This is a genomic window from Candidatus Poriferisodalis sp. (assembly GCF_965215815.1).
In the GTDB taxonomy this organism is placed as follows: Bacteria; Actinomycetota; Acidimicrobiia; order Acidimicrobiales; family Poriferisodalaceae; genus Poriferisodalis.
In genome coordinates, this window is the sequence record NZ_CBDCEO010000004.1 from 1 (window position 1) to 24929 (window position 24929).

The 24929-nt window shown below is 65.2% G+C and carries 18 protein-coding genes; 14 read left to right on the forward strand and 4 right to left on the reverse strand.

The window, feature by feature from the left end:
* Positions 1-233: 233 nt before the first annotated feature.
* Positions 234-1094 carry an IS5 family transposase gene (locus ACOOHB_RS00530; protein WP_420442880.1) on the forward strand — a complete coding sequence of 287 codons (861 nt, stop codon included), beginning with the start codon at positions 234-236 and terminating at the stop codon, positions 1092-1094.
* Between the two features lie 192 nt (positions 1095-1286).
* On the opposite strand, the gene ACOOHB_RS00535 is transcribed toward ACOOHB_RS00530, so the two are convergent.
* Positions 1287-2597, reverse strand: a complete 1311-nt coding sequence (locus ACOOHB_RS00535) for an IS1380 family transposase (protein WP_420442881.1) — start codon at positions 2595-2597, stop codon at positions 1287-1289.
* Positions 2598-2730: 133 nt separating this feature from the next.
* Between ACOOHB_RS00535 and ACOOHB_RS00540 the strand changes: the two genes are divergently transcribed.
* Both ACOOHB_RS00540 and ACOOHB_RS00545 read left to right on the forward strand, forming a co-directional pair.
* Positions 2731-6261, forward strand: a complete 3531-nt coding sequence (locus ACOOHB_RS00540; protein WP_420442882.1) for a helicase-related protein — start codon at positions 2731-2733, stop codon at positions 6259-6261.
* On the forward strand, positions 6258-6386 hold the full coding sequence (locus tag ACOOHB_RS00545) for a hypothetical protein (protein ID WP_420442883.1): 129 nt from the start codon (positions 6258-6260) through the stop codon (positions 6384-6386). The genes ACOOHB_RS00540 and ACOOHB_RS00545 overlap by 4 nt, the downstream gene beginning before the upstream one ends.
* A gap of 7 nt (positions 6387-6393) precedes the next feature.
* Here ACOOHB_RS00545 and ACOOHB_RS00550 read toward each other — a convergent pair whose 3' ends face one another.
* Both ACOOHB_RS00550 and ACOOHB_RS00555 read right to left on the reverse strand, forming a co-directional pair.
* Positions 6394-6708: a hypothetical protein gene (locus ACOOHB_RS00550; RefSeq protein WP_420442884.1), complete on the reverse strand. Its 315-nt coding sequence runs from the start codon at positions 6706-6708 to the stop codon at positions 6394-6396.
* Positions 6692-6958: a hypothetical protein gene (locus tag ACOOHB_RS00555; protein WP_420442885.1), complete on the reverse strand. Its 267-nt coding sequence runs from the start codon at positions 6956-6958 to the stop codon at positions 6692-6694. The genes ACOOHB_RS00550 and ACOOHB_RS00555 overlap by 17 nt, the downstream gene beginning before the upstream one ends.
* A gap of 96 nt (positions 6959-7054) precedes the next feature.
* Here ACOOHB_RS00555 and ACOOHB_RS00560 point away from each other — a divergent pair, with 96 nt between their 5' ends.
* The 9 genes from ACOOHB_RS00560 (at position 7055) to ACOOHB_RS00600 (ending at position 19330) form a co-directional block, all read left to right on the forward strand.
* A complete protein-coding gene (locus ACOOHB_RS00560; protein ID WP_420442886.1) occupies positions 7055-7819 on the forward strand; it encodes a hypothetical protein in 765 nt (254 codons plus the stop codon).
* On the forward strand, positions 7734-8132 hold the full coding sequence (locus ACOOHB_RS00565) for an ADP-ribosylglycohydrolase family protein (protein ID WP_420442887.1): 399 nt from the start codon (positions 7734-7736) through the stop codon (positions 8130-8132). The genes ACOOHB_RS00560 and ACOOHB_RS00565 overlap by 86 nt, the downstream gene beginning before the upstream one ends.
* A 138-nt stretch (positions 8133-8270) precedes the next feature.
* Positions 8271-9776, forward strand: coding sequence for an RNA-directed DNA polymerase (locus tag ACOOHB_RS00570; protein WP_420442888.1), 1506 nt, complete (start codon positions 8271-8273; stop codon positions 9774-9776).
* A gap of 535 nt (positions 9777-10311) precedes the next feature.
* Positions 10312-12411, forward strand: coding sequence for a hypothetical protein (locus tag ACOOHB_RS00575; protein WP_420442889.1), 2100 nt, complete (start codon positions 10312-10314; stop codon positions 12409-12411).
* Between the two features lie 180 nt (positions 12412-12591).
* On the forward strand, positions 12592-15780 hold the full coding sequence (locus ACOOHB_RS00580) for an IS481 family transposase (protein WP_420442909.1): 3189 nt from the start codon (positions 12592-12594) through the stop codon (positions 15778-15780).
* Positions 15781-16132: 352 nt separating this feature from the next.
* A complete protein-coding gene (locus ACOOHB_RS00585; protein WP_420442890.1) occupies positions 16133-17122 on the forward strand; it encodes a hypothetical protein in 990 nt (329 codons plus the stop codon).
* A gap of 105 nt (positions 17123-17227) precedes the next feature.
* Positions 17228-18655 carry an NAD-dependent succinate-semialdehyde dehydrogenase gene (locus tag ACOOHB_RS00590; protein WP_420442891.1) on the forward strand — a complete coding sequence of 476 codons (1428 nt, stop codon included), beginning with the start codon at positions 17228-17230 and terminating at the stop codon, positions 18653-18655.
* A 106-nt stretch (positions 18656-18761) separates the two neighbouring features.
* Complete coding sequence (locus ACOOHB_RS00595) at positions 18762-19184, forward strand: CopG family transcriptional regulator (protein WP_420442892.1); 423 nt, start codon at positions 18762-18764, stop codon at positions 19182-19184.
* On the forward strand, positions 19181-19330 hold the full coding sequence (locus tag ACOOHB_RS00600; protein WP_420442893.1) for a hypothetical protein: 150 nt from the start codon (positions 19181-19183) through the stop codon (positions 19328-19330). Before ACOOHB_RS00595 ends, ACOOHB_RS00600 begins: the two co-directional genes overlap by 4 nt.
* Positions 19331-19334: 4 nt before the next feature.
* On the opposite strand, the gene ACOOHB_RS00605 is transcribed toward ACOOHB_RS00600, so the two are convergent.
* On the reverse strand, positions 19335-20132 hold the full coding sequence (locus ACOOHB_RS00605) for a class II aldolase/adducin family protein (RefSeq protein WP_420442894.1): 798 nt from the start codon (positions 20130-20132) through the stop codon (positions 19335-19337).
* A gap of 64 nt (positions 20133-20196) precedes the next feature.
* Between ACOOHB_RS00605 and ACOOHB_RS00610 the strand changes: the two genes are divergently transcribed.
* Positions 20197-22440 carry a CoA transferase gene (locus ACOOHB_RS00610; RefSeq protein ID WP_420442895.1) on the forward strand — a complete coding sequence of 748 codons (2244 nt, stop codon included), beginning with the start codon at positions 20197-20199 and terminating at the stop codon, positions 22438-22440.
* 52 nt (positions 22441-22492) lie between these two features.
* On the forward strand, positions 22493-24853 hold the full coding sequence (locus tag ACOOHB_RS00615) for a xanthine dehydrogenase family protein molybdopterin-binding subunit (RefSeq protein ID WP_420442896.1): 2361 nt from the start codon (positions 22493-22495) through the stop codon (positions 24851-24853).
* Positions 24854-24929: the final 76 nt, after the last annotated feature.

The window sequence follows — 24929 nt, forward strand, 5'->3', positions numbered from 1 at the left end:
CTGCCAGTGAGGTTGAAGGCGGAGCCGGGCGCGCTGCGGGCGTACCCTGCGGCTGAGCCTGGCGGCCGGTCCGCTGGGGATCAGCCCTGGCGACACAGCGGTTTGGCGACGGCATGGTGATGGAACTCAGCGACTTAGAGGCCGCGCGGATTGGCCATCCACGGGTTGGCTGGTTCCCCGGTGTATTGGTCGGGTTGTCCTGAACAAGACAACCCGTGGAGGCCGGTTTCATCATGCGCGCTTTGGAGCCCGAGGTGGTGGATGTGATCTGGGCGGCGGTCGAGCCGATGCTGCCTGTGCGGCCGGTGGGTGACCCTGGCAGGGGGCATCGCCCCCGGATACCGGACCGGCTGTGCTTTTGGGGGATCCTGGTGCGGCTGGCGACGGGCTGCTCATGGCAGTGCGCGGAAGCGCTGCTGGGATGGCAGGTGTCGGACACGACGCTGCGGTCGCGCCGCGACGAGTGGGTCGCTGCTGGGGTGTTCGAGCTGATCGCGGCCGAAGCGATCGCTGCCTATGACCGGATCGTGGGACTCGATCTCGATGACGTGTGCGTCGACGGGTCCACCCACAAAGCCCCTTGTGGTGGGGAAGGGACCGGCAAAAGCCCCGTGGACAGGCGAAAACTCGGCTGGAAGTGGTCAATCGCGATCGACGGGGCGGGGATCCCGGTCGGGTGGGCCGCCGCGGGCGCGAACCGCAACGACATCATGCTGTTCGACCCCACCATTGCCGAGATCGAACGCCAAGGGCTCCATCACGACACCGAGACCTTGCACCTCGACCGCGGCTACTGGGGCGCCCGCGTCGACAACTCAGCAGCCAAGGCCGGCATCACCGATCTGGTGCGGCCCCCCAAACGCAAACCCGGCAACGACGGCCCCGCCGAACCGATCACAGCGCCGCTGGGGCTGCGCTGGCGCGTCGAGCGAACCAACTCATGGCTGTCCAACTACGGCCAGCTGCGACGAAACACCGACCGAAAACCCGAGCACCGCCTCGCCCAGCTCGCCCTCGCCGTCGCCTTGATCATCACCCTCAAACTCATCGACCACCGCAACCGCTGGCAACCCCACAACCGCCCAATCCGCTAACGCTCTTAGCCTGAATCCACCGATTGGCTGTTGGTGAGCGTGGGGTTTCTGGGCTGGTGGCGGGTTGGGGTGGTGCGGTGTTGTTGGGGGTGTGGTTTGGTGTGTTTGGGCGTGTTCTGCTAGGGGTGCGGGTGTGGTTCGGGGTTGTCGACGCTGGGTTTGTGTGGGGGCGTCAGTTCCGGGCTGTGCTGTTTAGCCGGAGGGTCCGGGCAGAGCCCTGAGAGCGTTGAGCGTGGCTGTGAATTGTGTTTCCCAGGGCCAGCGGGCGGGGTATCGCAGGGTGGGTGTGCCTGATCGGTTCACCAGCACGGCGGCGAGTGCGACGAGTCGGGTGCGGCGGGAGCGGTTGGTGGCCGCCGGCGCGCCGGCGAGCGTGGCGCTCCAGTGGCCGATGTTGTGGGCGAGCGCTGCGCAGGCGAGCCATGCGCAGTTCGCGCCGTAGTGGCCTGAGGGGACGTGTTCGAGGCCGGAGCCTTCTTTGAGGTCGCGGATGGCGAGCTCGACCACGGCGTGGCCGCGGTGGAACTCATCCGCGGCGGCGGTGTCGTGGTCGGTGTTGGTGATGAATGCGTGGTGCCGCCAGTCGGGCCACAGTCGTTGCTGTGCGCTGTCGGCGAGGCGGGTGCGGCGCACCACGAGACGAACGGTGCGCTTGGCTTTGCCGCGGCCGGTGGTGTATTGGGTCTCGGCGACCTGGGCGCGGCCGTCTTTGGTGTAAGCGATGTCGGCCCACGCGTCGTCGCGGATCGCTTGGATCGCAGCGCGAACAGCGGGTATGAGGGCGACGGTGATCGACCACTTGAAGTCGTGGCCGTCGAGACGGTCGATCAGCTTCCATGACCAGAACCCCGAGTCCCCGCGCACCGTGACCGGCCCGCTCGCCCCGGCCCGCCGCAGGCTGGCGACGAGCTCGTCGGCGAAGCGCGCCACGCCTCGCGAGGACCCCGCGGAGCCTTTGCGCATGCGTGCGCCGAGCACCTCGCGGGTGTCGGCGCGTGCGGCCAGCAGCGGGTGATAGCAGAGCGCGTTGGTGTAGCCGTACGCGGCGCCCTGTTTCTGCTTGCCGTGGACCTCGCAGATCGTGGAGTCCAGATCGACCACCAGCGGCGCCTTGCCGGGGCCTGCGCCCAGCGCCCAGGCGCGAGCCAGCGTGCGCGACGCCACCGCTTCGAGCTGGCGGACGTGACCGAACGTGAACGTCCGCAAAAACGACCCCACCGTCGAGGGCGCCATCGGGGCGAACCCCAGCACCCGCCCGGTGCGTCCGGCGCGCAGCATCTCGACGTGATCGATGTGGGTGCCGCCAGCGAGCATCGCGGCGACCACGGTGCAGATCTTGGGACCCGGGTTCGCGGAACCGGTGCGCACCCACCGCTCGATCAGCCCCAACAGGCCCAGACGGGCCATCAGCGTTCCCGCCAGGATCAGGCCCGCGTTGGCCACCAGGCCCTCATGATCGAACGTCGTTGCGAACCGGTCCAGACTGCGCGATGATCCAGACACAAAAAGTGCCTCCTGTTTTTGAGACGAATGTGACAACGAACATCACAATCGTCGCAGATCAGGAGGCCTTTTTCGCGGACGCGGCAACCCACACACACCCACCGAATCGGTGGATTCAGGCTTAGCTGCCGGGATGCGACTCGCTGGCGTGGTGGTGGGTAGTGATGTCACTGTCGTTGCGGTCGATATTCATGGTCCGGGTTCGGCGACGCTCACCTATCGCACCGCTGAGAACCGTCTTGGCGAGCGGCTCGTCACGGAGTCTGATCTGGCCGAGATTCGCCCGGCTGCGCAGAGCAATTGGTCCTTTGACGCTGACGGTGCGATGTTCAAGCTGGCGTCTGAGGCCCGGCGAATGCAGATGGCCCACCTGGCGGACCCGTTCGCCGCAGTCGACACCTCCAATATCGAGCCTTACCCGCATCAGATCGAAGCCGTCTACAACCGCCTGCTGACTCAGAAGCCGCTTCGGTTTCTCCTCGCTGACGACCCGGGCGCGGGCAAGACGATCATGTCCGGTCTGCTCATTCGTGAGCTGATGCTGCGCGGCGACGTCACTCGGTGCCTCATCGTGGCGCCGGGCAGCCTCGTTGAGCAGTGGCAGGACGAGTTGTGGGACAAGTTCGGATTGAGCTTCGATCTGATGTCACGTGAGACAGTCGAGGCGTCACGCACCGGCAATCCCTTCGTTGAACGGAACCTGCTCATCGCCCGCATCGACCAAATCGCCCGCTCGGAAGAGCTGGTTGCGCGTCTGGGCGCTTCGGAGTGGGATCTCGTAGTCGTCGATGAGGCGCACAAGATGTCCGCTCACCGCTATGGCGACGAGCTGCGCCGCACAAAGCGCTTCATGGTCGGCGAGGTCTTGCGCGACTGTGCCCGCCACTTCCTCCTGCTGACGGCAACTCCCCATAACGGCAAGAACGAGGACTTCTTGGCCTTCATGACGCTCATCGACCCCGAGCGATTCGAGGGACGGCTGCGCGCCACCAACGGCAGCGGGGGAGCCGCTGAGGTTCCCGATGTCAGCGACGTCATGCGCCGTCTGGTCAAGGAGAACTTGCGGACGTTCGAAGGCAAGCCGCTGTTCACCAAGCGTCACGCCCACAGCCTGCAATTCGACCTGTCAGAACCGGAGGCTGAACTCTACGAGGCGGTCACCACCTACGTCCGCGAAGAGATGAACCGTGCCGCCCGGATGCGAGAGGAAGGCGACCGACAGCGCGGCGTGATCGTCGGGTTCGCACTTGCGGGGCTGCAACGTCGGCTGGCGTCGTCACCGGCAGCTATCTACGAGTCCCTGCGCCGGCGCCGCGATCGTCTGGCCGGACAGGCCGCCGAGATGCGTCGCTTGGCCGCTACTGGCGAGCCGATTCCGGTGCTTGAACTGCCACGGGGAGTGCGGGTCGCCGACTTGGAGGACTTTGACTTCGACGACTTCGACGAAGCAGAGCTCGAAGAGCTGGAGAACGTCACTGTGGACGCCGCCTCGGCTGCGGCCACCGCTGACGAACTTGAGGCGGAAGTCGTCGTCCTGAAGGGCCTCGTGGAGCTGGCCGATCGGGTCCGAAACAGCGGTGTGGATGCGAAGTGGACTCGACTGCGGGATCTGCTGCGCTCCGAGCATTTCAATGCAGCCTCTGGCGCAAGCGACGACCGCCGAAAATTGATCGTGTTCTCTGAGCACCGCGACACTCTCGACTATGTCGCTGGGCGGATCGCCGCCGAATTGGGCCGCCCCGAAGCGGTGGTCACGATCCACGGCGGCATCAGACGGCAGGACCGCCGAACCACTCAGGACCGCTTCCGAGTCGATCCGACCGTGTCGGTGCTGGTAGCCACCGATGCCGCCGGCGAAGGCGTCAATCTGCAAGTCGCCAACATGATGGTCAACTACGACCTGCCGTGGAACCCGAATCGCATTGAGCAGCGTTTCGGGCGAATCCACCGGATCGGCCAGCGCCGGCCCTGCCATCTTTGGAACTTGGTCGCGCACCGGACTCGAGAAGGCCAGGTGTTCGAGCGGCTGTTCGCCAAGATCGAGCAACAGCGTGGGGTATACGGCGACCAGGTGTACGACGTGCTGGGCGATGCCCAGATCAACGTCTCGCTGCGCGAATTGCTGATCGAGGCTATTCGAGCCGACACCGACCCCGCCCATGCGGCGTGGATGGACAAGGTCATTGACGGCGATATCGGTGAGCAGCTCCGCGAAGTTCTTGAGGAGCGGGCGCTCGTGGCGGGATTGGCCGACCCGTCCGCCAATGACGAAGTACGACGCCGTATGGAGGAGTCCCGCGCTCGGCGACTGCAGCCGTGGTTCGTGCACGACTTCTTCACCGAGGCACTGCGGCTGTATGGCGGTCGCATCGCCGGCCGCGAACACGGCCGGTACGAGGTCACCCGCGTACCTGCAGCGGTGCGGTCGAGTGCCGACCCGGCGCTCGGACCGGTGCATGACCGATACGCACGGGTGACGTTCGACAAGAACCATGTGCTTCTCGACGCCGAGATGGCTGGCAAGTTGTCTGGGGCCGCCGGTGATCGTGCGGAGCTGATCTCTCCCGGTAGCGCGCTGTTGAGTGTGGTGGCGTCCAAAGTGCTCGCCGACTGGGGCGAGTCGCTGCAGCGTGGAACGGTCCTGGTTGATCCAGCGGACCCGTCGACCGAACCTCGGCTGCTCGTGTACCTGGATCATGTTGTTACCGATGGTCGCATCGTGAACGGTGCCCGCCAAGTCGTGTCACGTCGGTTCCAATACGTAGAGGTGGACGAACTTGGAATCGCCCGTGACCCTGGAGCGGAGCCGTACTTGGTCTATGCACCGCCGACCGGCGACCAAGAGAACTTGCTGGCCGACCGGTTGGAAACGTCGTGGGCAGGGCCGGCCGCCGAATCGGTCGCCCGCGATTGGGCAATCGAGCATTTCGCCGGCCCGCACCTCGAATCGGTGGCGGCCATAGTGCGCGGCCGAGTGGCGCGCGTAAGCGAAGCGGTGCGCCAGCGTCTCGAATCCGAGATCCGCTACTGGGATCGGAGAGCAAACGAGATCAAGGCGCAGGAAATCGCCGGCGGCAAGCCCAGGCTGAACTCAGGTCGTGCCCGGGCGCGTGCCGACGAGCTGGAGACCCGCATGGCCCGCCGTCGTGCCGAGCTCGACACCGAAGCCGACCTGCACAGCAGCCCGCCGACCGTGGTTGCGGCGGCAGTGATCGTTCCCCAAGGCTTGGTCGACGCACTGTCCGGTTCGCCGCCAGACGCGGAGGCGGTCGCCGACAAGATGGAAACCGACCGGCGAGCAGTCGCGGCGGTCCTGGCAGCCGAGCGCGAGTTGGGGCGTATCCCGCAGGAACAAGCACACAACAACCCAGGCTTCGACGTGATGTCAGTTGACCCCGCGACAGGCGACCACTACTTCATCGAGGTCAAGGGTCACTTGCCTCGGACTGAAGAGATCCACGTCAGCGCTCGTCAGGTGCGCCGGGCCCAGAATGACCCCCAACGCTGGCGCCTCGCCGTGGTGTCCGTGCCAGATGATCCCGACGCTGAACCAGGTGTCGCCTATCTGGTTCAGCCCTTCGACGGCGTGACCATGCACCCAGCCCAGACAAGCGTCCCGCTGAAGGTCGCCACCCTCCTCGCCGACGCCGGCCCACCCTGTTGAGCGGCCTGCTCGGCGTCACCCACGGCGCCGACGCCATCCTCAGCCGTTGGCGCGGGGCGCTCGAATACGCCGACAAGATGACCGAGGCCGCCGCCGAACTCGCTCGCCTGAGGAGCGCAGCTTGACCTGCGCCTAAGCCCGAACCGCCTTGGCGGCCTCGCCGTAGCGTGCCCTCGCCGCCGGGGCGGTGACACCAAGGATCTCTGCGATGCGGTCCCATCGCATGCCTTCGCGTCGAGCCCAGCAGACCGCATCCTCGATTTGCTGCCTGCTCACCTCTGTCGGTTCTGCAATGGTGGTTTCGGCTTGAACGGCAAGCGAGAGATACAGCTCGTGAGCGGGCTCGTCGGTGGAGTTCAACCAGTCGAACTGCTCGAACCTGTCGGCGACTTCATCCCAATACTCGTCAGATTCGTCGATTGATGCCTGATCAGCGGGTTGATCCACGGTGTTGCCTCATGTACTTCGAGCGGACACGCATCGCATGGATGATGAGGTCGGTGCCCGTGGCCGCATCGTACTCCACGCCCACTTCAAGCAGATCGCCGTCCCGACGGGGTCCGACGAGCGTGATGCGGCAGTCGTCCTGCGGAATTGTCCAAGTGATGTTTCGATAAGCATGCAGGATGTCCTCTGCCGGGATGCCGTGTCGGTGCGCTGATCGCAAAATGCGCCAGCGTCGAGGCTCGGCATCCACGAGCAGGCACCGTAGGCAGGTACCTGCAACGGGCCAAGTGAGTTTCGCGGTCGCATGAAGGCCTGCTGATGTGGCTGGGCTAGCTTGTGGCGTCGTATGTCTGTTGGAACGGGTGCCGGGGACCGGATCGAGCGCTTCCTGAGTGCGCATCCCCAGGGGCGGCTTATCGTCTGCGTGGGCTCGGCGAGTGTGCCGGGGCTCGTGTGGCTGGCCGAGCGCACACGGCAACGGCCAGTGACGCTGCTGATCGGTGACTTGCAGGGCCGCAACTTTCAGCACGCGACCGATGTCGATCGCCGCACCGCGGTGGAGTTCGTGGAACGTAGCGACGTTGACGTGCGCAACTGGTACCGGACGGCCCGCAACGCAGCCGGTCGGTCTGAAGCGCACCTCAAGATCTGGGCCGCCTTTGATGACCACGAGAATCCCCAAGCGTTTCTCCTGGGGTCGGCCAACCTCACTGCTGCAGGTCTCTCCGAGAATGCCGAGCTGATGGCCGTCGCCGACGCCTCGGAGCACGACTACCTGCGCAGCACAGTCGCGGAGCTCCTGGAAAAGGCGTGGTCAGCGGAGGAGCAGCTGGTCGAGCGGATTGCTGGGACCGAAGCAGTGGCAGAGCCCGAACGGCCGCACAAGCGCACGCCGAAGAGCGGCCAGCACCGCAGCTCGGAGCCGGCCGGGGCCAGCAAGTCCGGCTGCGCCAACAAGACACTCGCCATGGCGGTAGTCGTGCTCGGACTCGCGGCGGCCACATTTGGGTTCCTGCCCCAGCTGCGTGGCCTACAACGAGATCGGTGCCGCGCTCCTGGAGGGCCACAGCCCGGTCCAAGCCATCGACGCGGACCGTCAGCTCGATCTTGACTCCGACACTCGCAGCGCCCTCGAGACGCCAGCAACAGTGCCCGTCGAGCAGCTGAGCACAGGTGGCTACATGATCGACAGTCTCGCCTGTGCGGTGTGGGCGATCCAGCAGCCCGAATCGCTGGAGTCCGTGCTCGTGGACTTGGTCAACCGGGGCGACGATGCAGATACCACCTGCGCCATCGCGGGTGGCCTGCTCGGCGTTATACACGGTGCCGACGCCATTCCTAGCCGCTGGCTCGACAAGCTCGAGTATGCGGACAAGATGATAGCGGCCGCCACCGAGCTCGCCCGCTTGCGGTCCGCAGCCTGACCTGTATCTCAGCTTGGGCGTTCTGCCCAATCCCGTGGCAATTCCGCTTGGTGGCTCCTATTGAGGTGGCGTCACATGCGCGGGTTCGATAGGATCCATTATTCTCACAGGTCTGTAATTACAGCTTTGGGAGCAGCAATGGGGGCACCTAGCCCACGCGGAGCGCATTTTCCGACACTCACCGAGGTTGAGGCCAATTTGCGCGCCGGTGCAATGGCGGTGCGTGACGCAGACTTGCCCGACGTCGCTGCCTGGAGCGACTTTTGCGCTGCCCCGGGACTCGTGCGAGAGCGGCTGCTGAGGCGCATCGAGGAGGGCAGGTGCCCTGCCGTGGCCGGCAGCTTCCCGTTTCCGAAGTCCGGTAAGAACGAGCAGCGGCGCATGACCTGCCTCGATCCATATGACGATCTCTACTACCGGATCATTACCGGTCGCGTGGCGGCAGCAATCGACGCGGCGTTGGGACCGGAAGTCCTGAGCTACCGGCTCGTTGACGCTCCGCCAGCCTGGACATGCCGTGCACCCAGACAGGCTTTCGAGCTTCGGCAGCAACGCGGTGCCGCCCTGCTAGCGGATCACCGTTGCGGCGCATTACTCATCACTGACATACGGCACTACTTTCCATCGATCACGCCGGAGGCGTTGTCCGCGGTACTGAGCGACGCCGACGCACAACCCGGCGCTGTCGGTCTCATCACGGAGTTCTTGAGCGAGCTGCAAACCGTAGGTGCCCCCAAAGGACTGCCGGTTGGCCCCGAGGCGTCCGGTCTGCTCGGCAATATCGCCATGCTGCCGATCGATGGCGCAGTCGCGACGCTCGTCAGCGGCCATGTCCGCTACACCGACGACAGTTGGCTGTTCGTCGCTTCTGAGCATGAGTGTCGGAAGGTGCTTGATGCGTACAGCGCCGCCGCCGCCGAGTGCGGTCTCGAAGTGAATACTGCGAAGGTCGAGATGCACCCGAAAGACCGTGGTGCCGCTCTCCGTGCAATGCAGCATGATCGGATCGCTTACCTGACGTCTGATCGCGCGGGGTACCACCCGCCTGAGATGGCGTTGTTCGAACTTCAAGCTCATCTCGATTCTGGCCAACCCGATTGGGATCTCTGCCGGTTCCACTTGGGTTCGCTTCGGCATCACCGTCACCCGGGCGCGCTGGAACACATCTACGAGCATCCCACTGTGATGCAAGAGATCCCGCGACAGGCCGGGGCCTACATACTTGCGCTGGCTGACGACAAGCAGACGAGACGCAAGATCGATCGGGACTGGTTGCTCGATCAGGCAACGGGGGCACATGAGCCACGGGCCCTCGCAGGTCAGCTTCAGCTGTGCCGCGTTGCCAACCGAATCCGGTTGGGGCAATCGCACGGCGAGCGGATGGAGCAGCTTGCGCTCGACTCCAGCTGTCATCAGCACGTACCCCTGCGAGCGTGGGCGGCTGCGGCCTGGGGGTCATCGAGAGCACATAGCCCCGCGCGTGCGGTGGAATACGCGTGCGGTCACGGTGACTTCTCATTGCGCCGCGCATTTACTCTCACGGTCCACCCTAAGTCCTCCACCACCTTCCGGCGCTCCCAGTGGAGGCGGAAACTCATCGCCGCTGATCCGGATCTCGCCCCGACACTCGAACGACTCCAGTAGTGCTGATGCTGGGGTGTGAGCCACATTCGAATTGCCATTGGCGTCGGTATCGAATCGCAGTTGCCTCAAGGGGACCAATCAATCGGTTCGTCAGGTCCCCGATAGCACTCGGATTCACGGTGGCACTTCGGGCAACGGCGGGTTGGGCAGGGTTGGAGCATCCTTGACTATTCCGCGATTATTGGGTCGTCTCGGCTTCTGCGACCATTTTTCATTGGCGAGTCTCTGGCCACTGCCTGAGGGCGAGAACCCAGATGACCTCAGGCCAAGCAACGTCCTCGCTGTAGTTGCGACGCCCCTGGTCAAGTAACTAAGGATCGTTGAATGGGATCTAGTCGACACGTTAAACAGAGTTCGCGGCCACTGGCCTACCTATGAAAAACTTACATACAAGAGCGGCAAGACTGTACACCAGCTGCGAGTGCTGGCTCCGTACTACGGATTCCAATTTCGCTGTAACAAAATGTATCCGGTACACCTATACCCAAGGATGAACCAAATCCTAGGGGTATGACTCACAATTAAGGCAGCCAATATGAGTAGGCGTGAAGTCGCGCAAGACCAAGGCGAAGATCAGCTACGAGCAGACCAACTCGCTGCCTGCCACGCATTGCTCGATTCTTTTCGGAGAGGAAACAGACAAGACGTTCTCGTCAGCACATTAGTTGCGACACTTGCACGGCGAGGTGGATTGACGTCGCAGCGACTCTTCGCTGCAATAAAACAGATGTGGCGCACCAGTGCTATCGCTGACGCCGTGCTAGCGCGTGCCCTCGTCGACGCGCGAGCCGGCGGCCTAGTCACGTTACAAGAAGACCTTGAGGGTAACGAAACATTCGTGGTTTCTGCGGAAGCTAGGGACGAAGCAGAATTGGACCAGCAATACGTCGCGTTCCTCTTACACCAGTTCACTCTGGATATAGCAGAGCGACTTAGTGAATATGAAGATGCAACACGGTTACTCCCTAAAACCGAACGTATCGTGAACTTCATTACTACAGCCATCGCACGCGCATGTGAAGGTTCATACGCAATCGATTCACCGAGCCCATCTGCATGGGCCCGGCCTGACCACATCAATACGCAACCGATCAGAAGCTTCGCCTCGACGCTGCAGCCGAAGAGCATTCGCGAACCTGTGACGCAGCTAGCCCTTGATGCACTCGACCCAACCGATTCATTCGGAAATCAGATCGTACACTTGGTAGTTGTTAGCAATCTACTCCATGGATTGGCAGCGCAGCGCGGGCTGGGGGCAACACCATCTCTCCAACAGGTGCGGCTTCTATTGGACACGAGCGCCTTGGTCAACTTGGCGTCACCGAGCGACGATCCAGGTCACCGTCTAATCCTTGAGCTTGCCACTTTGTCTCGTGCCTGCGGGGCCACCGTCATCGTCGCTGAGCACACATTGGAGGAGTGGGAACGAGTTTGGGAGGCAGCTGACCTCGAAGAAATAGGCCAGCGAAACCGCGCCAATCGAGGTCTATCGCCCCGGGAGGCGCGCCTCATCGGCAATCCATTCCTTGCAGCATATACCACTTATCGACATTCGGGTGGTACTGACAGTTGGACTCGTTGGCAGAGTAGCCGACGCAATATACGTCAACAGCTCAAGACACTGGGTGTACTAGTACAAAGGCATGATAATTCGAGTACGGAAGACCGAGAGAATTATGAGTTGGTCCACGACAAGCTCGTTGAACTTTCTGAGGATAAGAATACGCGCGCCACTCGTTCTGGCACGGCCGCTTCGGCCGACGCGCACTCTGCGGCAATGATTGCGAGGTGGAGACGTGAGAATGGAGACCAGAGTGCCCTAATGCTGGCTCACGATAGACTCACCAACCAGGCATATTCCGAAATGTTTGCGGACGAAGCCCCGTTAGTTGGTGAACCGGGTGCCTGGCTATTGTACGTAAGCAACCTGATAGCGGATGATCCAGCAGAGGTGGTTGATGTAGCGGAATTCGTCGCTGATCTGGCTGTTCGAAATACACTGCTTGAGATTGCATCGAACTATTCGCTTGAAGAAGCGCTCGATATTTCAGAGATTCTTGTACAAGGCCCGAACGGCCTGTCTGCCCGTGAAGCTCGGGACCTCAACGATCCGACGCTGTTTGATGCCCTTGATGCGCTTCAAAAAGAATCAGGCGAAGATGCGCGTACTCGTGCCGCCGCTGTATTGCAAAGAAGGGCTACGAGGAACAATAGACGCGCAGCTTTCCGCGAATCGATTCAGAACTCGGAGTTGGAGTCAGTAAAAGGTGAAGCGGATGAACTAGTAGAACGGGAGACAAATCGAACCAAGCACTACGCCGAAGACGCGGCTGCACAACGTCACCGCGCCGTGGCGGCCGAGGCGAAACAGAATAGCTTGGAAAAAGCAAACACCCGTCTGCGACGTTTGCTAATAGCGCTCGGCGCTCTTGGCGTCGGGCTGGCACCGTTGTTGGTTCTCGCGACGCTCGGGCTTCTTGGCTTTGCGCAGACCCTCGTAGTTATATTAGGCATGTGCGCCCTTGGAGCATATGCTTGGGCCTGGATTGACAACCCGGAGACGCCTTCTGCGCGCATATGGATTGGCACACTTGCTCAGCTTGTTCTAAGCGTCTTCTTTGCTCTAATCTCTTAGCTAAGTGTAATGCCCATGGACCTTGTTGACAGTTCTGCTGCTGTGACAGGTTGAGCCTCCGTGGCAGTGTGGGGTTTGTCGGAATCCCAGACTGCGGACGGAGGCTCAGTGTCGGAGGGTAGTTCAATCAGGGTTCGTGGGGCTCCGCGGCCTGCGCTGTCGGTTCATTCTCGGATGGTGATGGTCGAGCGGATGGCAGCGGGCCAGTCGACGACGGCGGTCGCGGTGCAGATGGGCTGCTCGCGCCAGACTGTGCACAAGTGGATCAAGCGTTTCGACGAGGGGGGCGTGGCGGGTCTGGAGGATCGTTCCAGCCGGCCTGCGAGGTCCCCGGCGAAGGTCTCGGCGCGGGCCGAGAACAGGATCTGCGGCCTGCGTCGGCGCCGGCGGTGGGGTCCGGTGCGGCTGGCGGCTGCGACCGGGGTGCCGGCTTCGACGGTGCATCGGGTTCTGTGCCGGCACGGGCTGAACCGGCTGGCGTGGATCGATCGGTCGACCGGGGAGCGGGTGCGCCGCTATGAGAAGGCCCATGCGGGCGAGCTGGTGCACATCGACGTCAAAAAGGTCGCCAAAGTGCCGCCCGGCGGAGGGTGGCGCGTCCACGGCCGCGGCTCGGCGGCCGCCAAGCGCAACAACAAGCGCCCAAAGCGCCTCGGATACACCTATCTCCATGTCGCCGTGGACGACCACTCCCGCCTCGCCTACATCGAGGCACACGACAACCAGAACGCCCCCACCGCCGCAGCGTTCTACCGACGCTGCCGGGACTGGTTCGACCGCCTCAACGTCGCCGTCGACGCCGTCATGACCGACAACGCCAAGAACTTCACCTCCACGGCGTTCGCCGAAGCGCTCGCCGAACGCCACGTCACCCACCGCCGCACACGCCCCTACCGACCCCAAACCAACGGCAAAGCAGAACGGCTCAACCGCACCCTCGCCGACGAGTTCCTCTACAACTACAAATTCCGCTCAGAACCCGACCGCCGACGCCGACTCCAGACCTGGGTGCACACCTACAATCTCCACCGGCACCACACCGCCATAGGCGGACCACCCGCGAGCCGCGTCAACAACCTCTGTGGGCGTTACATCCGTACTGATGACGAGGCTGGTACCAACCCGGGCGAGTCGCTGCGTGAGCTGTTTCGGCGCTATGGCCCTGCAGTTGTGCTCATCGATGAGTGGGTGGCGTATGCACGTCAGCTGCCCGACGCCGGGCCCGAAGGTCGCAGGGTTGCGGCGGGCGACTTCGACACGCAGTTCACCTTCGCCCAGGCGCTCACCGAGGCAGCGGCGGCAGCGGACAACGTCGTGGTGCTCATCACGATCCCGGCATCTGACATCGAGACTGGCGGGCCGCGAGGACTCACGGCGCTGGAACGCCTGAAGAACGTCGTTGCTCGCACAGCAACCCAGTGGCAGCCGGCTACGGCAGACGAGTCGTTCGAGATCGTGCGACGGCGGCTCTTCGACCCCATCGCTCCCGATAAAGCACGAGTGCGCGATGGCGTCATCCGCGCCTTTTGCGAGATGTACCGCGATGCGGCCGGCGACTTCCCCTCTGGCACTGGAGAGGCTGATTACAGGCGGCGGATGGAGCTGTCGTACCCGATTCACCCCGAGTTGTTCGACCGGCTCTTCGAGGACTGGTCGGCGTTGGACAAGTTCCAGCGCACGCGTGGCGTGCTGCGGCTCATGGCTACCGCCATTTCTCAGCTGTGGCAGCGCGGGGATCAATCGCTGTTGATCATGCCCGGCAATCTGCCCATGGACTCAGGCACGGTGGCCAGCGAGCTGAAGAAGTACCTCGAGGAGGGCTGGGATCCGGTCATCAAATCCGACGTGGACGGCCCCAACGCGTTGCCGCTCCGCATCGACAGCGACTTCCCCCACTTCGGTCGGCTGTCTGCGACCCGACGTGCGGCCCGCACCGTGTACATGGGCTCGGCCCCCCGTCCCGAGGGCAAGAGGGGCGTCGACGTCAAGTCGGTCGTACTGGGGTGCGTGCAGCCGGGCGAGCCCGTTGGGCAGTTCGCCGACGCGCTGCGGCGCCTGTCGGACCGGGCCACGCACCTCTACCTCGATGGCTCGCAGTACTGGTACTCGCTGGTCCCCAACGTCACACGCATCGCAGGGGATCGGGCGGCCTCGAACTTCAGCGACCTTGACGCTGACGACGAGGTGCGGACCCGGATTGCCGGCCAGCGAAACCGGGGCGATTTCGTTGCGATGCATCCGTTGGCAGCGGGACCGGGCGATGTGCCCGACAACGACGACGGCACGCACCTGGTCGTACTGGCGCCCGATGCGACTCACTCTGGGGGCGATGAGAACTCGCCGACAGCGAAGCTGGCGGCGCGCATTCTTGCCCAGCGCGACGCAGGTCCGAGACTGAACCAGAACCTGCTGGTGTTTGTCGCTGCCGCAGCGAACCGGCTGGCTGAGCTGCGAGTTGCTGCCCGCTCGTTCCTGGCGTGGCAGTCGATCGTCGACGACCACGAATCGCTTGACCTCACAGCGCAGCAGAAGCGCCAAGCCGACAGCAAAGTCGCAGATGCCTCGAAGCAGGTTGACAGCCTGATCGCCGAGACATTCACCCAGGTGCTCGTTCCGTCTCGCGCGCCGGGTACGGCTGAAGTCGTCTGGCAGACAACGAAGGCATCCACCGCCGGTGACCTCGGCGAGCGGGTCAGTCGCAAGCTGGCCAGCGAGGAGAAGCTGATTGCCCGCTACGCCGGCGTGCGCGTCCGCATGGACATCGATCGTTCCAACTTGTGGTCTGAGCGAGGCGACATCGCAGTCGGGGAACTGTGGGACGCCTATGCGCGCTTCCCGTACATGCCCCGCCTGAAGTCCCGGGACGTCCTGAACCACGCCGTCAGCGGCGGCGCCGCCAATCTCAACTGGCAGCAGGAAACGTTCGCCTATGCCGAGGCACACGACGGCAACAGCTGGGTCGATGTCCGCACCGCTGAGCACGTTGATCCGACAGTCGGTGGCCTGATCATCCATCCCGACTATGTGCCGTTACTCGAGCCGGGTCCCACCGTCACCGGGGAAGGAGACAATGGCGGAGACGCAACAGGGCCCGAGCCACCGTCCGGAGGCGATCCACCTGAGCCCGAGCCGCCTGCAGGCACCGAGACTGGGCCGGCACAGTTCTACGCTCACTTTCAGCTCGATCCGGTCCGCGGCATCAAGCAGCTCGGCGACATCCTCGACCACATCGCCGCACACCTCGGCCCCAACCTTGAACTAGCGCTTGAAGTCCGAGCAGAAAACGCCGACGGGTACAACGACACCACCCGCAGAACAGTCAGCGAGAACGCCCAAAATCTCAACGCCCAAGCCGCCGAATTCGAGTAGGGGTATCGAGCGGCTTTGGCTCTGAGATCAAGTCGATTTCAACCGGCATCAGCTCAGCGGACGGCTGAAGTGGTTCAACTTGGGCTTGCTATTCTTGCCCGTAGAGGTTGTCGGCGTGATCGTCGCTCTGGGAGATGCTGCTCGTGGCCAGGAAAGTACGACCGAGACCGAAGAAGACCACGAAACCACAGGCGAAACGGCCAGTTGCGATTCCCCGACCGACGCGCCCCAATCCGGGTATTTCGGAGAAGCGGGGAGCGAGGTAGCCGTTCCTGCACGATGGTGATCGGCAGACTGACGAACATCACTTGGCTACCGTGGCGACGAGGGTCAACTCACGAGGCAGGCGTTGATGGGCGTAGCAGTTCCGTTTCCGGAGACGCTGCCACGGGGTTACGAGTGGCTCGATGGTGAGCCGGCGTTCGATCCCGAGCGGCATCTACAGCTCGAAACGCCAGACGAGGTTCTCACGCTGGCTGACCTCGGCTATGACGATGCCGAGATCGCCACGAAGGCCACACCGGTGGCGCTGTCGTCGCCGTTCCGGATGCTCAGCGACGAGGGCGCAGCGGTCATGCTGGACACGGCCCGGCGCCTGCGGTGCTTCACCCGCCCGGCAGGGGAGCGGATCGAGCGGACTGTGCGTGGCGGCTGCTATCGATCACGCTGGTTGCGCGACGTGTGCCTGAGCCCAGACGTCACGGCCCATCTCGAAGCGATCTACGGCATCGACGTCGCCCCGCACCCGATGCCGGTGCATCTTGGCCACCTCAACTATGAGCCGTCACAGATCGACAGTCCCATCGACAAGTGGCATCACGACACGCTGCCCCTCGACTACGTGCTCGCAGTGACCGACCCGGCCGAGGTCTCCGGCGGACGCTTCGAGTGGTTCCGGGGCACTAAGCACGAAGCCGCCGAGCTTGCCGACGCAGGCCAACACGTACCGGCCGATCGCACCGTCGCTCCCGACTTCCCGGGGCCCGGATACGCCGTTGCGCTGCACGGTGACATGGTCGTGCACCGGGCAGGGCCGCTCTCTGAGATGTGCGAGCGCATCTCGATGGTGAACGGCTACGTGTCGCTCGACACGACCATCGACGAGCAGAGCCGCACGGCTGATCTGATTGACATCGACGACCACGAAACGCTCTGGACCGAGTGGGCCAAGTTTGCTGCGTGGCGGACGCAGGGGCGCTTGGCTCGCCTCGTTGAGGAGATGGAGTTCACCTCCGACCCTGACGTCGTCATTGACAAGCTGGTGAACGCGATCAGCGACGCGCAGCGCGCGGTCGCCGAGATGCACGCCCGCGAGTGCGGTCTCCAGCACTACGGCGACTGATCACCCCACAACTCGGTCCCCGGACGCATCGCCGTTTGGTCATCGGGCCGAGGCCATGTCCTGACGGTGGCGCGGAGCCAACGGCGGATTTGCGATGCTGGCCCGATGCAGACACAGATGCTCATCGGAGGCAGCTGGCTGGCTGGAGACGCAGCAGGCCGGATTGACGTGCTCGACCCTGCCACGGGCGACGTCGCGGCAAGCGTTGCGGCGGGAACGCCAGCAGACGCAGCAGCTGCGTGCGATGCGGCAGCCGCGGCGCAGCCGGGTTGGGCCGCCGAGCCGCCGCGTGTCCGCTCGGAAATCCTTCGGGACTCGCACCGTATCCTCATCGAGCACACCGACGAGCTGGCCGATCTGATCACGCTGGAGAACGGCAAGCCCCGTGCCGATGCCGTGGGCGAGGTGGCTTACGCAGCGGAGTTCTTCCGCTGGAACGCCGAGGAAGCCGTGCGCATTCACGGCTCGATCAGCGTCGCCCCCTCGGGTGCCAACCGGATCATCACGCGGCACCCACCCGTCGGTGTCGTGGCGATGATCACGCCATGGAACTTCCCCGCAGCGATGATCACCCGCAAGCTGGCCCCAGCGCTGGCCGCCGGCAACACCGTGGTCATCAAGCCGCCCCGCGAGGCCCCGCTGACCTCGCTGCGAGTTGCCGAGCTCCTGGGCGAGGCCGGGGTGCCGCCCGGCGTCGTCAATCTGGTGCCAACGTCGAACTCCGGCGCCTGGCTCGATGCCGTAGTGGACCACCGTGCGGTCCGGATGCTCTCTTTCACCGGTTCCACCGAGGTCGGCCGGGTGCTGCTGAAGCGCTGTGCCGACCGGGTGCTCAAGGTGGTGATGGAGCTCGGCGGCAACGCGCCGTTTGTCGTGTTCGCCGACGCCGACCTCGAAGCTGCCACCTTCGGCGCCATGGTCGCGAAGATGCGCCACTCAGCCGAGACATGCACCGCTGCGAACCGCTTCTTCGTGGAAGCACCCGTGCACGATGAGTTCGTCGAGCGACTGGCGACAGCCATGGGCGATGTGAAGGTTGGAAACGGCCGTGACCCCGGTGTCGGCTGCGGGCCGATGATCAATGCCGCGTCAGTGGAGAACATCGATCGGCTCGTGCGCGCGGCGATCGACGGGGGAGCCCAAGCCGTTACCGGCGGCCGAGCCATTGACGGCCCGGGCTTCTTCTACGAGCCGACCGTGCTCGGCGGCGTCGACCCGGCGGCGCCCATCACACGCGAAGAGATCTTCGGCCCGGTCGCGCCGATCTCCAGCTTCACCGACACCGACGCCATGATCGCCGCCGCCAATGACACCGAGATGGGCCTCATCGGTTACGTCTACACCCAAGACCTGGCCAAGGGCTTGGCGGTCAGCGAGCGAATCGAGGCCGGCATGATCGGCCTGAACCGGGGCGCCGTATCCGACCCCGCCGCCCCCTTCGGCGGCATGAAGCAGTCAGGCCTCGGCCGCGAAGGCGCCAGCGAAGGCATCTACGAGTTCTGCGAAACCCAGTACATCGCTGCCGAGTGGTAGTCCCGAGTGCCTCGAGCGTCACCAGCCCTTTCCACAATCGGCGAATTCGAATTCACGAAGCGAGTGCATCGCGCTACGATGTAGCGCGATCAGCGGAGATGTACCGATGAGCCGTCCGACATCGTTGCGGTTACCAGACGAGTTACGTGCGCGGCTTGAGAATGAGAGCCGGCAAATCGCCTCACCCGTCGCCTCGCTTGCCGTCTCGCTGCTTGACGAAGGACTCAAGATGCGCCAGTTCTCCGGCATCGTGTTTCGCGACGGCCCCGCCGGTCGCCGAGCCGGGTTGGCTAAGGGGCCGGATGTTTGGGAAATTGTCCGCGATCTCAAGCGTGCGCGCGGCACGACCCTCTCACGTGTCGATCTCGTTGCGGAGGAAGCGGGACTCGCGCCCGAAGCCATCGGGCTTGCCGCCGACTACTACGCAGCGTTTCCTGACGAGATCGATGCTCGGATCGACATGAACGAGAGGGTCGCCGCCGAGCTGCGCGAAATTGCTGAGAGACGCGAGCGCTTGCTCACGATGTGAGATGGTTGCCGGACGAGATGTTCCCGCCTGCTGCCGCAGCCGAACTGCAGCGACTGGGCCACGATGCCCGAGGCGTCGCTGCATCAGCGTTGGCGGGATCGCCCGATGCCGTACCCCGGCCCACACTGGCCGTGACGGCCGGCTGAGGGTTCAGTCGAGGAAGCTGGGTTCGCGCTCAAGCATCTTGTCGTAGATGGGCTGGTAGCTGAACCAGCCGCCCAGGGGGCTGCCGACCTGCGCGGCGGTGTGCTTGGCTGACTCGTGGCGGATCGGGATCGGTGTGCCGGCGGCTTCGGCCAGCAGCTGGCTCTGGCAGGTGCGCTCCATGGTGATGAACCACCACGCCGCCTCGTCGACGGTGTGGCCGACCGTGAGCAGGCCGTGGTTTTGCAGGATCACCGCCTTGCAGCTTCCAAGCGCTTGCCCGATGCGCTTGCCCTCTGAGGTGTCGAGCACGACGCCGGTGAAGTCGTCGAACAGGGCGTGGTCCTCGTAGAACGCGCACGCGTCCTGGGTGAGCGGGTCGAGCAGGCGGCCCAGGCTCGACCACGTCTTGCCGTACAGCGAATGAGTGTGCGCTGCGGCGATCACGTCGGGTCGGGCCTTGTGCACCTCGCTGTGAATGGCGAACGCTGCCTGGTTCAGCGGATAGCGGCCCTCGACGATGTTGCCGTCGTGGTCCACAAGCAGCAGGTCCGACACCTTGATCTGGCCGAAGCCCACGCCGAACGGATTCACCCAGAAGTGATCGGTGAACTCAGGATCGCGTGCGGTGACATGACCGGCCACGCCCTCTTCGAATCCGAACATCGAGAACGCCCGGTACACCGACGCCAGGCGCTCCTTGCGGTGCTGCCGCTCGGCCTCGATCGTGTCGAACGTCGGAGCTTGGGGAATCGGTATCTCCGTGAAGGGGTTCGCGGCGGTGTCGGAAGTTGTCGTTGTCACAGGGGCAATCGTAGAGCGCGCAGTCCTCGGCGACCGCAGGGCCGGGCCACCTACAGTCATCCCGATGAGCAGCGCCGACGGTGCCCGAAGCAGCCATTCGCCGGCTCGGTGCCTTGACGGGGCCCGCGTCGTCGAGTTGACCACCGGCATCGCGGGGCCGTACGCAGCGCGTTTCCTCGCTGACCAGGGCGCCGACGTGGTCAAGGTGGAGCCACCCGGCGGCGACCCCTACCGCAGCGACCCGGGCTTCCAGGCAGTGAGTCGCAACAAGCGCTCGGTGGTGCCCGACGGCGTCGAATGGGAGCGCGCCCCGCTGCCCGCCGGCGTCGACGGTCCGGCGGCATCACTGCCCGGCATCCTGCGGCCCACGGCGGCATCGCTCACCACGCCGATGCTCGGCGAGCTGCTCGGCGGTGCCGATGCGGTGTTCGTGCCCGACGCCGACTCCGCGGCCGCAGTCCGGCGCCTCGCTCGGGGCGCTGTGATCGTGTCGTGTCCCACCTGGGGCGATGTCGGGCCGTATGCCACCCGCGCCGGTACGCCGTCGCAGGTTGCCGCCGTGAGCGGCATCGGCTGGAACCAGATCAGCTACTCCGAAGGCCCGGTCGAATTGGTGGTGCCGCTCGCCTCCTACGGGGCCGCAATGCTCGGCGCAATGGCCGCGGCAGCGGGTCTGTATGCCCGGCGGGCGCGCCGGGCAGCGCCCACCTACACCGTGTCGGAAGTGTCCGGCTCGGGCGCCATGCAGATCGGCGACTTCGACATGCCAGAGATGGCCGGTCTTGACCGCGACGGCTCGTGCCCGCTGGGCTCGGCGGGACGGCTGCCCGTGTACCGACTGTTCCGGGCCGCCGATGACCGGTGGATGTTCGTGGCCTGCGGCACGCTGCCCTTCTACGTGGCGATGCTGCGAGCCATCGGACGCGAGGACCTGCTGGGTGATGAGCGCTTCCCGAACCCGCCCTGGGGCCTGCTCGACCTCGAGCCGCTGGCGCAGATCACACCGATCCTGGAAGAGACCTTCGCAACCCGCCCCCTCGACGAGTGGCTGGAAATCCTCGGGGCTCACGACGTGCCGTGCCAGCCGACCCAGACCCGCGAGGAGTTCATGGCGTCGCCGCTGGCAGCTGCCAACGGGCTCGCGACCACCGTCTCCCATCCCGACCTCGGCGAAGTACGCACTCCGCCGCAGCCAATGTGGATCGATGGCTGCGATGCTGTCGAACTGCAGCCAGCCCCGCGATTGGGCGAGCACAACGGCGAGGTAGCGGCCGAGATTGAGACTGGCGCATGGTCCACCCAACCGGGCCCCGACCCAGCGGCACCGGGCTCAGCGCCCTTGGCGGGCCTGAAGGCCGTCGATCTCAGCTCGTTCATCGCGGGGCCGGTCATCACTCGTCATCTGGCAATGCTCGGCGCCGAGGTCACCAAGATCGAGCAGCCCGGCGGCGACCCATTCCGCGTCCTCGGGCCCTACTTCAATGGCTGGAACCAGTCCAAGCGCTCGGTCTGTCTCAACCTCAAGGACGCCGCGGACCACGCGGTCATGGCGCAGCTCGTCGCCGACGCCGACGTGATCGTCGAGAACTTCCGCCCCGGCGTCGCCGAACGGCTTGGATGCTCCGACGCGGAACTGCGCCGCATCCGTCCCGATGCCGTGTTGGTCAAGAGCCCCGGCTACGGCCGAGACAAGTCAATGGCAGAGGTGCCGGCCTTCGACCCGCTGCTGCAGGCGCTGGGCGGGATCATGTCAGCCCAGGGTGGAGACGACGAACCGGTATTCCTGACCGTCCCAGTGCACGACGCCGCTACGCCGATGATCGCCACGTTCGGGGTCCTGTGCTCGCTCTGCCGGCGGCTGGCCGACGGCGAGGGCCGGACCGTGCGCACGTCGCTCACCCAGACGGTCATGGCGGCGCAAGCAGCCGAATTCGTGTCCTATGACGGGCGGCCACCAGCTGAGATGGGCGGGCTCGACTACCGAGGCAGCGGTCCCGACCGCACCTACCTGGAGGCGTCGACCCCCGACGGCCCGGAGTGGGTCTGGCACCAGAAGACGCCGGAGGGCACGAGCAATCTGCCCGCCGAACGGCGAGGATTCGTCGGGTCGGAGGTCGCGACCTCGAATGGCCACGTTGTCGATCTCGGTGAGACCGAGTGGGGCCCGATGACCCAGGTCGGCTCGCTCATTGGGGGCATCGACGTTCCGATGCGCCGAGCCCCGTACCTCGACGAGCACCGGAAAGAGATCCAGGTCGAACTCGGGGCCAGACAAACGGGCAGCACACATCCCGCACCCGTCGATTGACAGCAGTCGGTCTCCGCGCGACCACCGGAACCTGCGTCGCTACGGTGACGCCATGAGCACTGCCCGGCTCGAGTCCGAAGATCTGCCGATGCTGCGTGGGACGGTGACCTTCACCGCCGACCTGGCTGTTCCCGATGGCTGCCTGCACGCAGCCTTCGTGCGCTCGAACGTGGCCCACGGAGAGCTGCGGAACGTGGACCTGACAGAGGCCGAGCAGACGCCCGGGGTAGCTGCGGTGTTCGATGCCGCAGCCTTGGGGCTCGCTCCGTTCGAGTACTACCGAGCCACGACCCTGGGCGGAAAGATGGCCCGGCCGCTGCTGGCCGACGGACGGGTGCGATTCGTCGGTGAGCCGGTTGCCGTCGTACTGGCCGAATCGCCTGCAGCGGCTCTGGACGCAGCCGAGTTGGTCGCCGTCGACATCGACGAACTGCCGGCCGTCATCGATGTCGAGCGAGCTGCTGCCGACGAGGTCCTGCTCTACCCGGATGCGGGCACGAACGTGGTTCGCCCGCTCGATCCGCCCGACGGAGGCGGCTTTGTGTCCGAGCCGACTCGCCTGGTGGATTCAGCACAGCCCGATGGTGCCCCCCGCGACGACCCCTGCGCTGGCGCAGCGTGTGTCGTAGAGCTTGTGTGCGAGAACGACCGAATCTCCTCTGTGCCGATCGAGCCGTGCGCGATCGTGGCGACGCCGTTCGAGCTCATCCGCGGCACGCCGCTGGCCGACGGCGCGTCGCCGGACTGCGAGCTCGACATCTGGAGCACCGGCCAAGGCGTGCACAGCGCGCCGTACCTGTACCGCCGCCTGCTGGGTGTGCCCACGACCGCCGTTCGAGTGCGTGAGCCCTGGGTCGGTGGCGGTTTCGGCGGCCGCGGCGACCCGATGCCCGAGTTCTTCGTGGTCGCCCGTGCCGCGCAGTTGCTGGGTCGTTCCGTGCGCTGGGTGCAGAGCCGCCAGGAGCAGTTCGTCTCGATGCCGTACGGACGCGGCCAGCGTCACCGTATCCGCATGGGCTTCGATGCCGAGGGCCGCATCTCGGGCATCGACGTGATCATGTGGTGCGACGCTGGCGCCTACCCGCATATGGCGCCCATGCTCGCTGCGGCAAGCTACCGCCAGAGCACCGGCCTGTACCGGGTGCCCCGGCTGCGTTACCGCTATGGCGCTGCGGTCACCAATGCGCCGTCGGTAGGGGCGTACCGCGGCGCCGGCCAACCGGAGGTGAACGCCGCCCTCGAACGAGCCATCGACGCCGGCGCCCGCGAGCTCGGCCTCGACCCCGCCGAGGTGCGGCGCCGCAACCTGCTGCGCGCCGACGAGCTGCCGTACGACACCGGCACCGGCGTCACCATCGACAGTGGCGACCCGCACCGGGCCCTCGACACAGCGCAGGAGCTCATCGACGCGCCACGCTGGCAGGCGCTGGCCGCCGATCGCCGGGCCGCTGACGATCACCGTGCGTTCATCGGTGTCGGCTACGGCTGCTACAGCCAGACCGCCGGCAGCGGTGACGATCCCGACTACGCCTCGCTGGAGCTGGGTCCCGACGGCAGCGTGCTGGTCACCTGCGGCAGCCATGGTCACGGTCAAGGCCACCACAGCCTGTGGGCGCAGATCACGAGCGCCAGGGTCGGGATCGCCGAGGGCGCGGTGCGGGTGAACGACGCCGACTCGGTGACGTCGACGTTCGGCGGGGTCACCGGCGGTTCTCGCACTGCGTCGGTGCTGGGCAGCCAGATCGCCGCCGCCGCGACTGAGCTGCGTGCACGCATCAGCGAAGTAGCGGCCGAGATGCTCGAGGCAAGCGCAGACGACATCGAGGTCACACCCGACGGCGCGCACGTCGCCGGCGTGCCGTCCCGGCTGGCCAGCTGGACCGACATCGCAGCGGCTGCGCCGGAAGGCATCAGCGCCACCGTCGCTGAGCGGTGCGGCGGCCCGACCCATCCCTACGGCACCCACGCCGCCGCCGTCGAGGTCGACGCCGAGACCGGGCGGGTAGCGCTGCTGGCGTTCGCAGCGGTAGACGATTGCGGTCGCATGCTGCACGAAGCCTCGGTGGAGGGCCAGCAGCACGGGGGAGCCGTCGCAGGCATCTCCCAGGCCCTCATGGAAGCCGCCCAGTGGGATGACGACGGCACGCCGCGCACCACCACGCTGATGGATTACCTCATCCCGGCCGCCGCAGACGTGCCACCGATCGACACGGCCCGGCTCGGTATACCGACGGACCGCAACGAACTCGGCACCCGCGGAATCGGCGAGAACGGCGCCATCGCCGCCCCGCCGGCCGTGCAGAACGCGGTCATTGACGCGCTTGCCCACCTCGGCGTGACGCACATCGACATCCCGGTCACACCCCAGCGGGTCTGGGAGGCCGTCAGCGCAGCCGAGGCCGCCGCGGGCTGACCGACTGGCACCCAGTTTCAGGCGACGGGTGGCGCCCACGCTCGCGTGCTGAATACTTGAGCTCTCGCACACCATC